The 13,627-nt window shown below is 66.0% G+C and carries 9 protein-coding genes; 1 reads left to right on the plus strand and 8 read right to left on the minus strand.

Features of this window, described 5'->3' with window-relative positions; genetic code table 11:
- Window positions 1-21: 21 nt before the first annotated feature.
- The 8 genes from N5C25_RS00575 to N5C25_RS00610 all read right to left on the minus strand — a co-directional run bounded on the left by N5C25_RS00575 (window position 22) and on the right by N5C25_RS00610 (window position 8,560).
- Window positions 22-2,442 carry a TonB-dependent receptor gene (locus N5C25_RS00575; protein ID WP_251103109.1) on the minus strand — a complete coding sequence of 807 codons (2,421 nt, stop codon included), beginning with the start codon at window positions 2,440-2,442 and terminating at the stop codon, window positions 22-24.
- Between the two features lie 144 nt (window positions 2,443-2,586).
- Window positions 2,587-2,988 carry a hypothetical protein gene (locus tag N5C25_RS00580; protein ID WP_058979345.1) on the minus strand — a complete coding sequence of 134 codons (402 nt, stop codon included), beginning with the start codon at window positions 2,986-2,988 and terminating at the stop codon, window positions 2,587-2,589.
- Between the two features lie 163 nt (window positions 2,989-3,151).
- Entirely contained in the window at window positions 3,152-3,829 is a 678-nt protein-coding gene (locus N5C25_RS00585; RefSeq protein WP_251103107.1) for a Fe2+-dependent dioxygenase, read from the minus strand.
- Window positions 3,830-3,839: 10 nt separating this feature from the next.
- Window positions 3,840-4,559: a tetratricopeptide repeat protein gene (locus tag N5C25_RS00590; protein WP_279936134.1), complete on the minus strand. Its 720-nt coding sequence runs from the start codon at window positions 4,557-4,559 to the stop codon at window positions 3,840-3,842.
- A 68-nt stretch (window positions 4,560-4,627) separates the two neighbouring features.
- Complete coding sequence (locus tag N5C25_RS00595) at window positions 4,628-6,934, minus strand: TonB-dependent receptor (protein ID WP_279936135.1); 2,307 nt, start codon at window positions 6,932-6,934, stop codon at window positions 4,628-4,630.
- Window positions 6,935-7,082: 148 nt separating this feature from the next.
- Complete coding sequence (locus N5C25_RS00600; RefSeq protein ID WP_134735820.1) at window positions 7,083-7,487, minus strand: hypothetical protein; 405 nt, start codon at window positions 7,485-7,487, stop codon at window positions 7,083-7,085.
- 204 nt (window positions 7,488-7,691) lie between these two features.
- A complete protein-coding gene (locus N5C25_RS00605) occupies window positions 7,692-8,024 on the minus strand; it encodes a non-heme iron oxygenase ferredoxin subunit (RefSeq protein ID WP_010483575.1) in 333 nt (110 codons plus the stop codon).
- Window positions 8,021-8,560 (minus strand): GNAT family N-acetyltransferase, encoded by a 540-nt coding sequence (locus N5C25_RS00610; RefSeq protein WP_021202565.1) that lies wholly within the window; start codon window positions 8,558-8,560, stop codon window positions 8,021-8,023. The genes N5C25_RS00605 and N5C25_RS00610 overlap by 4 nt, the downstream gene beginning before the upstream one ends.
- A gap of 241 nt (window positions 8,561-8,801) precedes the next feature.
- Between N5C25_RS00610 and N5C25_RS00615 the strand changes: the two genes are divergently transcribed.
- On the plus strand, window positions 8,802-13,627 hold a 4,826-nt coding region (locus N5C25_RS00615), incomplete at its 3' end, for a wall-associated protein (RefSeq protein ID WP_279936136.1).

Consider the following 13,627-nt stretch of genomic DNA (forward strand, 5'->3'; position numbering starts at 1 on the left):
GGAGCGCCGACCGCGCGGCGGTCAGAACTTCGCGTTCAGCGAAATCCAGTAGCTGCGGCGCTGGTCCTTGGTCGCGTAGTCGTCCACGCAGTTGAATTCGCTCTGGCTGATCAACAGGCACGACTGCGAGACGAAATCCTTGTCGAGCAGGTTGTTGACCCGTGCGTTCACCGTCAGCCAGGGCGTGGCCTTCCAGCTGCCACCGAGATGGAAGATCGTGTAGTCCTCGTAGTAGCGGGTGTGGCTGGCGCCGTTGGCGTCCAGCAGCGTGTCGCGGTAGCGGTCGTAGCGGCCCTCGCCGATCAGCGACAGGCTGACCGCTTCGTTGACCTGCCAGTTGAGGCTGGCGTTGGCCATGTGTTTTGCCGGCATGGTGCCTGAGATCGGGCGCCCCTTGTCGGGGCCGCTGGTCTGCTCGCTCCTGGTCCAGGTGTAGTTGCCGCGCAGCTGCAGGGTGTCGAGCAGGTCGACGTGGGCGGCCAGTTCGGCACCCCGCGTGTCAGCCTTGTCGATGTTCACGCTCTGGGTGAAGGTGCTGTAGCCCAGTGCGGCCCAGCCCGGGCCGATGTCCACGCAGTAGCCGCTGCCGGCGCGGGCTACTTCGCAGTTCGGGAAGGTGCCACCACTGGCGATCTTGTCTTCGAACGTGTTGAAGAAGCCAGTGACGTTGAAGCCCCAGCGTTGGCCCTCGTAGTAGGCGGCCAGCTCGTAGTTGGTGCTGGTTTCAGGCTTGAGGTTCGGGGAACCGACCAGAGGCAGCACGCCCTGGCCACCGAAGCCGGTGATGCCCGGGAACAACTGGTCCGGTCGCGGGGTCTTGTAGCCGGTGCTGACGCCACCCTTGAAGGTCCACGCATCGCTGGCGTTCCACACCAGGTAGCCACGCGGACTGACGTGGCTGCCGAACACGTTGTGGTCGTCGTAGCGCAGGCCGAAGGTAGCGGTGAGGGTATCGGTCAGCGCCCAGTTGTCCTCGGCGAACAGCGCCCACATGCGGTGCTTCTGCCTGGTGTTGCTGCGGTAGCCGGCGCCATCCATGCCGAACACGCCATCGATCATGTCGGTGTCGTTGTACTGGCCGCCAACGGTCAGCGTGTGCGCGCCGAAGTCCAGGTCGAGCATCGTGTCAAGCACGTAGCCTTCCAGTTCCATGGTGCGCAGCGGACGCGGCAGGAACGCCTGCAGGCGCGCCATCTCGCTGGGATTGAGCGCAGTCAGCGCATTGCCACGGCCGGCCGCGCAGTTGTTGGCAGCACCGGTACGACGGCAGACGTCATTCCATAGCGTCTGCAGGTTGGCGCGCTCGTCCAGGGTCAGCGGCAGCGAACGACCCAGGTTGCTGCTCTTGCTGTGGGTCAGTGAGGTCTGCCAGGTGCCGAAGCTGTAGCGGCCCTGGTGGGTCAGCGACAGCTGATCGCGCTCGTAGCGCTGGTAGGCGGTGTAGCCGACGCGCGGCTGCACTACGCGGCGGGTGACGGTGCCGCTGCCGTTCGGGTTGGGGATGACCGCATTGCCGACGCGCCACAGGCTGGCCAGGCTGTCCAGCGTGCCGGTCTGGCCTTCGCTGTTGTCGTACTTCTGCCGCGATACGTCGTAGTCCAGCCACAGTTCGTGGTCATCGTTGACCCGGAAGTCCAGGCGCACGCCGGTATTCCAGTTGGTGTTGGCCACCGACTTGCCACCGCCGCCGAAGCCGATGCTGCGCTCCCACAGGCTGCCGTCGGGCAGGGTCAGTGCATCCCACTCCGGGTTGGAGGCCTTGGCGTCGTAGTAGCTGCCGCGCACCGCCAGGCTGAGGCGGTCCTTCAGCAGCGGGCCGCTCAAGTAAAGGTCGGTGGTGCGCGCATCACCGAACTGGTCATCCTGCTGCACGGTGAAGCCCTGGGTCACGGCGCCGTGCCAGCGGTCCTGGTTGCGTCGGGTGATGATGTTGATCACGCCGCCCATCGCGTCCGAGCCGTACAGCGTGGACATCGGGCCGCGCACGACTTCGATGCGTTCGATCGCGTCCAGCGGCGGCAGGTAGGCGAACTGGCCGCCACCGAAGTTGTTCGGGTACAGCTGGCCGACATTGCTCTGGCGGCGGCCGTCGATCAGCACCAGGGTGTATTCGGACGGCAGGCCGCGCATGGAGATGGTGGCGCGGCCGTTCTTGTCGGTGGCCTCCAGGCCGACGTCGATGCCTTCGACGTCGCGCAGCGCGTCGACCAGGTTGGTGTAGGGGCGCTTGCTGAGTTCTTCGCGACTGACCACGCTGATGCTGGCCGGCGCATCGACCACCTTCTGCTCGAAGCCGGAGGCGGTGACCACCACCTTGTCCAGCGTCTGTGGCGTGCCGGTAGCGTCACCGTGGGCGAAGGCATGGGCGGTCATGGCCGCCAGCACGGCGCTGGTCAGCAGGGTACGGGACAGGGACGAACGGACACGATGGCGCTGGGCCATGGCAGTAACCTCGAAGGATGCAGGGTGGTGCGATGCCAGGCGCGAACGGTCGGCATGCACGGGGAGGCCCGGTCAGGGGCGGCAGGGATGAAGCAGGCAGCGGCGCGCGGGCACGCCGCGCAGGCGGTCACGCGGGGCCGTGAATCAGGCGAGCGGCGGCGCCTGGCCGCGTTGCTGGCGGCGCCCGGGCGCATCGGCCCAGGGCGTGTCCGGAGCGGCCAGCGGCCAGTCCGGGCGCATGCCGGGCATGGCCGGCGTAGCGGGTACGAGTTCAAGCTCGGTGCGCAGCCATTGGCTGGCCAGCAGCAACGGCGGGCGTGCCTTCTCGGCTGATTTCACCGGGGCGGCAGCACAGCGGCGCAGCTTGGCCGGGGCCTCTTCCTGCAGGGGCGCTTCGCCACCGCGTTCTTCCAGCGGCATCTGCACGGCCATTCCGGCTTGCCCGTGTGGCAGCAGTGGCAGGGTGCCCAGCAGCAAGGCCAGCATCGCCACCCACGCCAGCAGGCTGGCCAGCGCAGGACGCTGGCCACGCATGGCGGTGCCCATCTTGCGATGGATGAGTGGGCGAGGGCGAAGCGGGCGCAGCAAGCAGGGGTCCCCAGGGGTCTGCCGGCAGCGGCCGGCATCAACGGGGCGTGATTGTAATGAGAGCTGTTAGCCGTTGCAAATGAGAATGATTGACAAATGTCGCAGGCCGGCCCGGCAAGGCTCAGACTTCGCTCCAGCGCCGCAGCAGGTTGTGGTATACGCCGGTCAGCTGCAGCACCACCTCGGCGTCGCCGCCGGTCTGCCGCAGGCGCTCGATCGCGCCATCCATTTCCCACAGCAGGCGGCGCTGCACATCGTCGCGGATCATGCTCTGCACCCAGAAGAACGAGGCCACGCGCGCGCCGCGGGTAACCGGCCGCACCTGGTGCAGGCTGCTGGACGGGTACACGATCAGGTCGCCAGCGGGCAGCTTCACTTCATGCTCGCCGTAGGTATCGCTGATGATCAGTTCGCCGCCCTCGTACTCGTCCGGCGCGGACAGGAACAGGGTGCAGGAGATGTCCGAACGCAGCTGTTCGCCGCTGGCCAGGCTCATCACCGCGCCGTCGACGTGGAAACCATAGGTGCCGCCACCGCTGTAGCGGTTGAAGCGTGGCGGCAGGTATTTCAGCGGCAGCGCCGCGCTGAAGAACAGCGGGTGACGGGCCAGCGCGACAAGGATGATCTCGCCCAGCTCGCGGCGCAGCGGCGAGGCCTCGGGCAGCTGCTGGTTGTGCTTGGCCTGCGCGCCCAGATGGCCGACGGTCTCGCGGCCATCGGTCCAGTCGGCGGCATCCAGTCGGCGGCGAAAGTCGGCCACCTGGTCGGTGCTGAGAATGTCGGGGATGTGCAGCAGCATGCGGGACTCCTCAGAGGGACGGCGGCGCGACCAGGGCGCGCACCTGTGGATGCGGCGATGCGGCCAGCTCCGGCACGATGTGTGCCATGAATGTAGGGCTGCCATTGGCCAGCGCCAGCTGCAGCCAGTGCACGGCCTGCTCGACCTGGCCGGCCTGCAGCAGAATCGAGGCGTAGTTGGCCTGGCCGCGGAAATCACCGGCCTCGGCCGCGCGCTGGTACCAGCCCAAGGCGGCCTGCGGATCGCGCTCGATCTCCAGGCCGTCTTCGAGGTGGCGGGCCAGCAGGTTCATCGATTTGGCATGGCCCAGGTGTGCGGCACGGGTGTACAGGGCCAGTGCCTGCGCGCGGTCCTGGGTCACGCCGCGGCCGGTGGCCAGCAGGTTGGCCAGGTTGTACAGGCCCCAGTCCAGCCCGGTGTCGGCCGCGCGCCGGTACCACACTGCGGCGAGTGTGGGGTCGGGCGCGGTGCCCTGACCCAGTTCGTGGCAGCGGCCCAGCATGTTCATCGCCATCGGCGCGCCGTTGTTGGCGGCGGTTTCGTACCAGAGCCGTGCCGCCGAGGCGTCCTGTGCGGTGCCTTTGCCTTCCATGTGCATCTGCGCGAGCAGCAGTTGTGCCTCGACCTGCCCGGCCTGCGCAGCGTCGCGCACGCGTGCGAACGCGGCTGCCGGGTCGTGCTGCAGCAGTTCGGCCAGGGCATCGCTGTCGATGGGGGTAAGGGTCGCCATGCGGTGAGTATCGCCGGAAACAAAAACGGCGGCAGGAGCGCCTGCCGCCGTGGTGGAGCGGAGTTACATCAGAACTTCACGTTCAGTGCCAGGGTGGCCGAGCGACCCGGGGCGATGCTCGCGTAGTGCGAGGCATAGGCCTTGGTGAAGTAGGTCTTGTCGGTCAGGTTCTGCACGTTGAGCTGCAGGCTGATGTTGTCCTGGATCGCGTAGCTGGCCATCGCGTCGAAGCGGGTGTAGCTGGCAATCCACTTGGTGTTGGCCACATCACCGTACTGCTTGTCCGAGTAGAACGCACCAGCGCCGATGGTCAGGCCGATCGGGAAGCGGTAGGTGGTCCACAGGTTGGCGCTGTGCTTGGCGGTGTTCGGGAATTCGTTGCCGTTGTTCGGCGATGGCACGTAGACGTTGGACGGGCAGGTGCGGCCCACCGGTGCGCCACAGACAAAGCCATTGTCCTTCAGCTCGGAATCGAGGTAGGTGTAGCCGCCGTACAGGCTCCAGGCCTCGGTCAACTGGCCGTTGAAGCCCAGCTCGAAACCGTTGATCTCTTTCTTGCCGGCGTTCTGGCTGGTGCCGTTGTCGACGGTCACGCGCGCGTTGTTCATCACGGTGTGGAAGATCGCAGCAGTCAGGTTCAGGCGGTTGTCCAGCAGGTCCCACTTGGTGCCCAGTTCGAGGTTCTTCGTGTCCTGCGGCTTGAGGTCGGCAACGGCCGCGCTCAGGCCGTCCGAACCGTCACCACCGTCCATGCCCGGCGGGGTCGAGGAGGTGCCCCAGGACAGGTAGATGCTGCCGTTGGCGGCCGGCTTGAACACCACGCCGGCCTGGTAGTTCAGGAAGTCGTTGCTGTTGCGCACGCGGGTCGGTGCCTTGCCGGCCACCGGCGTGGTCAGGGTGGTACGGAAGTCGTCGTAGCGCAGGCCGAGGTTGATCATCCACTGCTCATTGAGCTCGATGGTGTCGAACACGTAGGCCGAGGTGGTCCTGGTGCGCTGCTCGACGTCCAGCGCCTTGTCGCTGCGATAGACGATCTGACCGGCCGCCCACGGATCGTTCGGGTTCGGCTTGTTGAAGTCGGTGCAGTTGTAGCCGGTGGCCGCGCCGGACACCTGGCAGCGAGTGCTGTTGGCGCTGTTTTCAAGGGGATTGGCGGTGCCCGGCGACATCAGGTAGCTGCCACGGGTCATCTTCTCGTCGCTGTACTCCAGGCCCGCGCTGTAGCTGTGCTTGAGCGCGCCGGTCTGGAACGCACCGGTCAGGCCCAGCTGGTCGGCGAAGCTCTTGACGTCGACCGCACGGGTGTTGGTGCGACGCCACAAGGTGCCGTACAGGTTGGGGTTGCCCTTGCTGTCGTCCGGCTGGGTCCACAGGTAGTCGTTGCTGGTGTTGCCCAGGCGCGCGATGTTGCGAAGCTTGTGGCCACCGAAGTCGTAGCTGGCGTCCAGAGTGCTGATGTCGGCGCGGGTGCGCTGGAAGTCACGGTCGACCAGGCCGTAGTAGTTGTTGCGGTCCGGCACCATTGGGCGGCCATCACCGTTCCTGGCCACGTTCGGGCCGCTGGAGAACGGATTGTTGTAGGGGAAGCCACCCGCATCGGGCAGGTCATCGCTCTGCATGTGGTAGTGGCTGGCGATCAGCTGCGCCGGGCCGTTCAGGCCGAACGCGATCGACGGCGCGATGCCCCAGCGGCTGACGTTGGCGGCGTCGCGGCCGGCGATGTCCGACTCGTGCTTCATCAGGTTCAGGCGGGCGGCGATGCCGTCGCCCAGCACGTAGTTGGCGTCCACGGTGCCGCGTGCGTAGCTGTCGGTACCGATGCCCATGCTGGCGCTGGTCTCGTTCTTCAGCTTCGGCGTCTTGCTCACCAGGTTCAGGCTGCCACCACCGGAGTCACGGCCGCCGTAGGCCGAGCTCGGGCCCTTGACCACTTCCACCTGCTCCAGGTCGAAGATCTCGCGGGTCTGCGAGCCGACGTCGCGCAGGCCGTCGACGAACACGTTGCTCTGCGAATCGAAGCCACGGATGAACGGGCGGTCACCGGTCGGATTGCCGCCTTCGCCGGCACCGAAGGTGATGCCCGGCACCATGCGCAGCGCATCCTGCAGGTTGGTCGCACCGGTTTCGGCGATCAGCTTCTCCGACACGATCGACACTGACTTCGGGGTGTCCAGCAGCTCGGCGGTGAACTTCGGCGAGGACGGGTTGAACCAGCTGCCGCGCACCTGCACCTTGTCCAGCTCAGTGGCGTTGCGGGAGCCGGCGTCGGCGCTGTCGGCGGCCTGCGCAGCCAGCGGCGCGAAGCCCGCGGCCAGGGTGGCGGTGGCGAGCAGGGAAACGCGCGGGGCGTGCTTGCGGGACGTGATGTAGGTCATGGCGATGGGTCGTGGCGTGGATCGGGAAAGGGGGAGAGCCGTAGCGCAGGCAGCGCGTGGGCACGTGGAGAGCTTCGTCTGTAGAGCCGAGCCGATGCTCGGCTATGGGCGAATGACGTCAGACGCACGGCAACAGCCGCAGGGCGTCTCAGCTGGCGTGCGGTGCGGGCGGTGCGTGGCCGGGGTTCAACCGCAGTGCGGGATCGTGCAGCTGCCAGCGCAGGGCGTTGGAGCGCCACAGCGGAACATGTACGACCAGGGCGGCGCGCGGGGGAGCCAGTCCGGTACAGGGCATGGTGCCCTCGCCATCCAGCGGCGGCTCCGGTGCTGGCGCGGCAGGGTGCGGGCACTCGTCCGCCGGCGGGGCCGGCATCGGCATGACCTGCTGCAGATCTTCAGCCTGTGCCTGCCAGCCGTTGGCAGCAGGGCCGTTGTCGCGTCCTTCGTGCAGTGCCGACCAGCCCAGCAGCAGTGTCAGCAGCACGGCCACAAGCAGCGGCCACCCTTGACGGGCAAGCTGGCACAGCGTGGCGGTGGGCGCGGGCGAAGCCATGGCGCGAGGGGCGGAGTCGTTACGAAGATGTTACGTAGAATAACATCAACGATAATGATTCGCATGTACGGGGCGTGGAGGCCCCCCGAGGCGGCCACGGGGCGCCCTGGAAGGGTTCTCATGGCCTTCCGGTAGATCCACCCCATGGGTTGATGCTCTCTGGCGGGGCGCCCCGTGAATGGTCTCTCCGGGCGGAGCGCCGCCTCAATCCCGGTCGTCGCGGGTCCAGATGGCGTCGTGCTCGCGCTTCACCGGAAACTTGGGCACAGGGCTGTAGGCCGGCGCGCACAAAGCGCGCCCGTCACGCACGTCGAAGCGCGCCCCGTGCAGCACGCACTCCACACTGCCTTCGGTGGTGTTGAACTCGCCCGAGGACAGCTCGAACTCTTCATGCGTGCACTGGTCTTCCAGGGCGTACAGCTCGCCGTCGAGGTTGAACACCACGATCGGCGTGCCGGTCACCTCGTCGAACACACTCTTCATTTCACCCGGCAACAGCTCGGCGCCGGCACAGACAAAGGTCCAGGCCTCGCTCACGCGACGGCTCCGGTCAGCGGCTTTTCCAGAATCTCGAAGCGCAGGTCGTCGCGCTTTGGAATGCCGAAACGCTCGTCGCCATACGGGAACGGCTTCTTGATGCCGGTGCGGCTGTAGCCGCGACGCTCGTAGAAGGCGATCAGTTCGTCGCGCACGTCGATCACCGTCATCTGCATCACCGGCACGTTCCATTCGCGTGCGGCGTGCGCTTCGGCGGCGTCCATCAGCTGCTTGCCAACGCCGCCACCCTGCTGGGCCGGGTCGACCGAGAACATGCCGAAATAGCCCTTGCCGTCGACATCGGCGACATGGGCGCAGGCCACCAGCTGGTCCCCGCGCTCGGCCAGCAGGATGGTGGAGCGCGGGCGGTCCAGGTCGGCCTGGATGCCTTCGGCGTCGATGCGGGCGCCGTCCAGCAGGTCGGCTTCGGTGGTCCAGCCGACGCGGCTGGCATCGCCGCGGTAGGCCGAGGTGACGAGGGCGATCAGGGCGGGGATGTCGGCCGGCGTGGCGGCGCGGAAGGTCAGGGTGCTCATGGGGACATTCTATGTGGGGCGGGGAAGGGCGCGGGAGGCTGCTGGCTGACGTGACTTTGCCGAGTGTGGCCAATACGTGGACTTGACGCCATCTTCATTATTCGTTCATATCTGTGGCCAGCACCCGCCCACCGTTAAGCAACGCGTGGCTGTCTGCCGGCGTGGGTGCCGCCTGGTCGAAGGCCAACCGCCGTTCGGCGCGGGTGGGGCACACAGGGACGTCGATCCAGGGAGGATCTGCATGCAGTCTGGCCTCATTTCTCATCCGCGCGCGGCAATGGCTGCCAAGGGTCTGCTTCTCGGTGTCGTTGCCCTGTGCGTGCTGGCACCGGTCGGCGTTTCCGCCCAGATCGTTCCCACCTGGCGGCAGGAGTACGACAAGCGACTGAAGTACGGGGACCTTGTCGAACCGCTGAAGGGCGAGATCTTCGGCGAGCAGGTCAATCTCTACGACGGCTCGATCAGTTTCAAAGCCACGGATATTTCGATTCCGGGCAATGGCAGCCTGACGATGACCCTGGGCCGCAGCTACAGCGATGGCGATGGCAGCGGTGAGAGCCCATTCTCGGATTGGGATCTGGATATTCCGTCCATGTCCGGCGTCTATGGTGATCTGCCGGAGACCGCTGCTGTCGGCTACTGGGCGCCTGCTGCGCGCTGCAGTACGGTGGCGGCGCCCCCAGCGCTGGAGGTCTGGAACCGTCGCCAAACCCAGACCGTCAATTTCAGTCCCACTACATTCTGGGACGGCGTGCGCCTTTCCCTGCCAGGCGGTGGCGGTGAGCCGGTCCTGGGAGGCAGCGGTGATGCGCGCCAGCCGCAGCCACAGTTTGGCGAACCGGCGCCTTGGAATACCAAGGGCGGCTGGACGTTCAGCTGCCTGACCGCCCTGAAGAGTGGACAGCCGGGACAAGGCTTCCTTGGCCATGCTCCCGACGGCACCAAGTACTACTTCGACTGGATGGTCGCCAAGCCCCACAACGGTGCGACGCTGCAACCCTACGGGCCAGAAAGCAATGCACTGCTGAATCGAAAGCGTGTGTTCCTGTACCCATCGCAGGTTGTGGATCGCTTCGGCAACTGGGTGCGCTACGAGTGGAGTGGCGACCGGCTGTTGCGCATGGTTGCCAACGATGGCCGCGAGATCAGCCTGGCCTACAACGCGAAAGGACTGATCGCGTCCGCAACCGCTGCAGGGCGCACCTGGACTTACGGGTACACGGAGGCCGATATCCTGCGGACAGTGACGCTGCCGGACGGAACCCAATGGGTCTACAACCTGCCGCCGCTGTCAGTCACCCACAAGTATGCCGACTACATCGGGCAGAGCATCTGGGAGTACATGGACTACCCGGCCACATGCTCGCGCGTCAACAAGATCGTGCCCAGCGAGATCACCCTGAGCATCCAGCATCCGTCGGGTGCGCTGGGAACGTTCCTGTTCCGCCCGTTCCGCCACGGGCGCAAGAATGTAAAGCTGGATTGCCAGACCTCTGGCGACAATCACCTGTTTGCCGATGGCTGGAACTACACGCCGGTCTACCGTGACGCAATGTCGCTGGTGACCAAGACCATCAGCGGTCCGGGCATGCCCACTGCACAGTGGACTTATCAATACACCAATCTCAACGGTGCTTTCGCCCAGGACCTGGGCGGTCCAGTAATCCCGGTGGGCCAGGCAGAGCCGAAGATCACCACCGAAACGCTGCCCGATGGTGTCGTTCGCGTCTATGAGTTCGGCAAGGAAGTTGCCTACAACGATGGCCTGTTGTTGTCCACGACAACGCGATCGGGCGGCTCGGTCGTGCGCATTGACCGCAACAACTACTATCCGGATGCCCAGCTGGATGCGGCGCCCTTCCCGAAGGAGGCCGGCAAGGACTTCAAGTACGGTGCCAACGATCTCAAGGCCCATTACAACCGCCCCGTCCAATCCACCGTTGTGGAACAGGATGGCGTGCAGTTCACCCGCACCGTGCAGGCCTTTGATGCATTTGCGCGCGAAGTCACCGTTGTCGAAGCGAATTCCGCCGGCCAGAGTCGCACCAGCAGCACCAGCTACTACGACAATCCCGCGCTATGGGTGAACGGCCAGGTGGCGCGCAGTGTGCTCAATGGCATCGAGCAGTCCCGCACCGAATTCGATACGGCCAAAGCACTGCCGTTACGCGCCTATGCATTCGGCCGCCTGGCGCAGCAGGTGACCTACGCAGCCGACGGCACGGTTGCCTCGGTGGCCGATGGCCGCGGCAATACCAGCCATCTGTCGGGATGGAAGCGTGGCGTTCCGCAGCAGCTGCGCATGCCGGCCACGCCCGAAGCGCCCAATGGCGCGGTGCGCACGGTTGCCGTCGACGACAACGGTTGGATCACCTCGCTGACCGACGAAACCGGCGCAACCACCAGCTTCAGCTACGACAGCATGGGCAGGCTGCGCAGCCAGCAGTTCCCTGGCGGCGACAGCGTGAACTGGAATGGCGTAACCATGGACCTGCAGCGGCTGGGTGGCGCGCAGCTGGGGGTGCCCGCCGGTGCGTGGAAGCACTCCCGCACGCAGGGCGGGCGGCGCACGGATACCTACCTGGATGCGATGTTCCGCCCGGTGCTGGTGACCGAAAACGCCAACAACGTGCTGGACAGCGCCGTGGTGACCCGCTACGACACCAGCGGCAAGACCGTGTTTGCCTCGTATCCCACGCGGCAGTTCTCCGATATCAATGCCACCCTGACCGGCACCACGACGCAGTACGACGCGTTGGGCCGCCCCACCGTGGTCAGTCAATCGTCCGAGCTGGGGGCACTGGTTACCCGCACCGAGTACGTGGGCAATCTGTCGGTGAAGGTGACCAATCCACGCGGCGAGGCCACGACGACCCGTCATCTTGCCTACGACCAGCCCAGCTATGAGATGCCGCTGACGCTGCAGCACCCGGAAGGCGTGGTGACCGAGATCCAGCGAGACACGTTTGGCAAGCCGCTGGCGATCACCCGCCGCAGTGCAGACGGCAGCCAGTCGCTGACCCGCCGCTACGTCTATGACGGCTACCAGCAGCTGTGCAAGACCATCGAACCGGAAACCGGCGCGACCGTGCAGGACTACGACGCGGCAGGCAACGTGCTGTGGTCGGCGGCCGGCACGGGTTTGACCAGCACCACCGACTGCAACCGCAGTGAAGCGCTGGCCAGTGGACGTGCGGTGAAGCGTAGTTACGATGCTGCCAACCGCCTGTCGACCCTGATCTTCCCGGATGGGCGCGGAAATCAGAACTGGTCCTACGCGCCTGATGGTCTGCCTGCCGAGATCAGTACGCAGAACGACCCGGCCCGGCCGATGGTCGTCAACCGCTACCAGTACAACCGCCGCCGCCTGCTCAGCGGCGAAACCCTGCAGCATCCGGATCTGGGAAGCCTGAGCCTGGCCTATGGCTACGATGCCAACGGCACACTGGCCAGCAATACCTATCCGGGGGGACGTGTCGTCAGCTATGCGCCGGATGCACTGGGTCGGGCGACGACGGTCGGCGGCTATGCAAAGGAGGCCAGTTACTTTGCCAATGGCGCGTTGGCCCGCTTTGTCTATGGCAACGGGATCGTGCACACGTTGACCCAGAATGCCCGCGGGCTGCCCGACCGCAGCCGCGATGCCACTGCAGCGGCCGCAGTGCTGGATGACAGCTACGACTACGATGCTGGCGGCAACGTGATGGCCATTTCCGATGGCCTGCCCGGGGCGCCCGGTAACCGGGACATGACCTATGACGGCCTGGACCGGTTGCGGACGGTCACTGCACCGGGCTTCGGCAACGCATTGTATGAGTATGACGCGCTGGACAACCTGCGCCGTGCCAAGGTCGGCAGCCGCGATCGTACGCACTATTTCGATCCGACCAATCGGCTGGTCAACGTGATCGAAACCGGAACCGGGGCAACCGTGACCGGTCTTGGCTATGACGTGCAGGGCAATCTATCGGTGCGCAATGGTCAAGCTTTCGCGTTTGATTACGGCAACCGACTGCGTGCGGCGGGTACAGCAGAGAGTTACGAGTACGACGCCCACGGGCGCCGGGTGAAGGCCAGCGCCAGTGGCAAGGGGGCGATCTATTCGTTCTACGACAACGGCGGTGTGCTGCGATTCCAGCGCAACGAACGTACCGGCAAACAGACCGACTATCTCTACCTGTCAGGCAGCCTGGTGTCCCAGGTGCATGGCGAAGCCGCACCCAGCGTTCCCGCGCTGAGTGCGCCGGGCTACATCACCCAGGGCAGCGTGAACCTGACCTGGAGCCTGGCCGGTGGTGCCAACCGCTATGAGCTGCAGCGCGCCCTTGCGGGCACCTGGAGCACGGTCTTTGATGGCGCGGCGCAATCGTTCACCAGCACCGGCCTGGTCACGGGAACCTATCAGTTCCGGGTGCGCGGCTGCCGGGCGGTGTGCGGCGGATGGAGCAATGTCGCATCAGTGGCCGTGGCACTGGCGCCATCCACCGTACCGACCTTGAACCTGCCTGCCACGGCCTTCAATGGCAGCTACAGCGTGGGGTGGTCTGCGGCTTCCGGTGCCGAGCGCTATGAGCTGGAGGAAAGCGCCAATGGTGGCGCTTGGGCCCAGGTGCACAACGCCATTGGTCAGTCCAAGGCTTTCAGTGGCAAGGCAGCGGGAAGCTACAACTACCGGGTTCGCGCATGTAACCCGGTGGGGTGCACGGGATACAGCGCCACGGCTGCGGTGACGGTGGTGTATCCGCCTGCCACTGCGCCAGGTCTTTCTGCGCCGGCACGCGCTGCGCCGGGCAGTATCGGCATCGGCTGGAACGGGGTGGCTGGTGCCACGCGCTACACCCTGCAGGAAAGCAGCAATGGTGGTGGATGGGTCACGCTGTTCGACGGCAACGCGGGTTCCTATGCCACCGCTGCGCGCGGGGTCGGCAGCTATGGCTATCGGGTTGCCGCCTGCAATGGCGCAGGCTGCGGACCGTGGTCGGCCACGTCGACGGTAGCGGTGATCGGACCGCCGACGATCGAGCCGGTGATCAGCGCGCCGGGCCTGGTGAACGTGCCGCAGTACAA

This window comes from Stenotrophomonas sp. GD03958 (assembly GCF_029839005.1).
Lineage (GTDB): Bacteria > Pseudomonadota > Gammaproteobacteria > Xanthomonadales > Xanthomonadaceae > Stenotrophomonas > Stenotrophomonas hibiscicola.

Excerpts from the sequence above, each read along its gene's own strand:
- N5C25_RS00575 (WP_251103109.1), bottom strand. The coding sequence starts at position 2,442 with ATGGCCCAGCGCCATCGTGTCCGTTCGTCCCTGTCCCGTACCCTGCTG.
- N5C25_RS00580 (WP_058979345.1), bottom strand. The coding sequence starts at position 2,988 with ATGGGCACCGCCATGCGTGGCCAGCGTCCTGCGCTGGCCAGCCTGCTG.
- N5C25_RS00585 (WP_251103107.1), bottom strand. The coding sequence starts at position 3,829 with ATGCTGCTGCACATCCCCGACATTCTCAGCACCGACCAGGTGGCCGAC.
- N5C25_RS00590 (WP_279936134.1), bottom strand. The coding sequence starts at position 4,559 with ATGGCGACCCTTACCCCCATCGACAGCGATGCCCTGGCCGAACTGCTG.
- N5C25_RS00595 (WP_279936135.1), bottom strand. The coding sequence starts at position 6,934 with ATGACCTACATCACGTCCCGCAAGCACGCCCCGCGCGTTTCCCTGCTC.
- N5C25_RS00600 (WP_134735820.1), bottom strand. The coding sequence starts at position 7,487 with ATGGCTTCGCCCGCGCCCACCGCCACGCTGTGCCAGCTTGCCCGTCAA.
- N5C25_RS00610 (WP_021202565.1), bottom strand. The coding sequence starts at position 8,560 with ATGAGCACCCTGACCTTCCGCGCCGCCACGCCGGCCGACATCCCCGCC.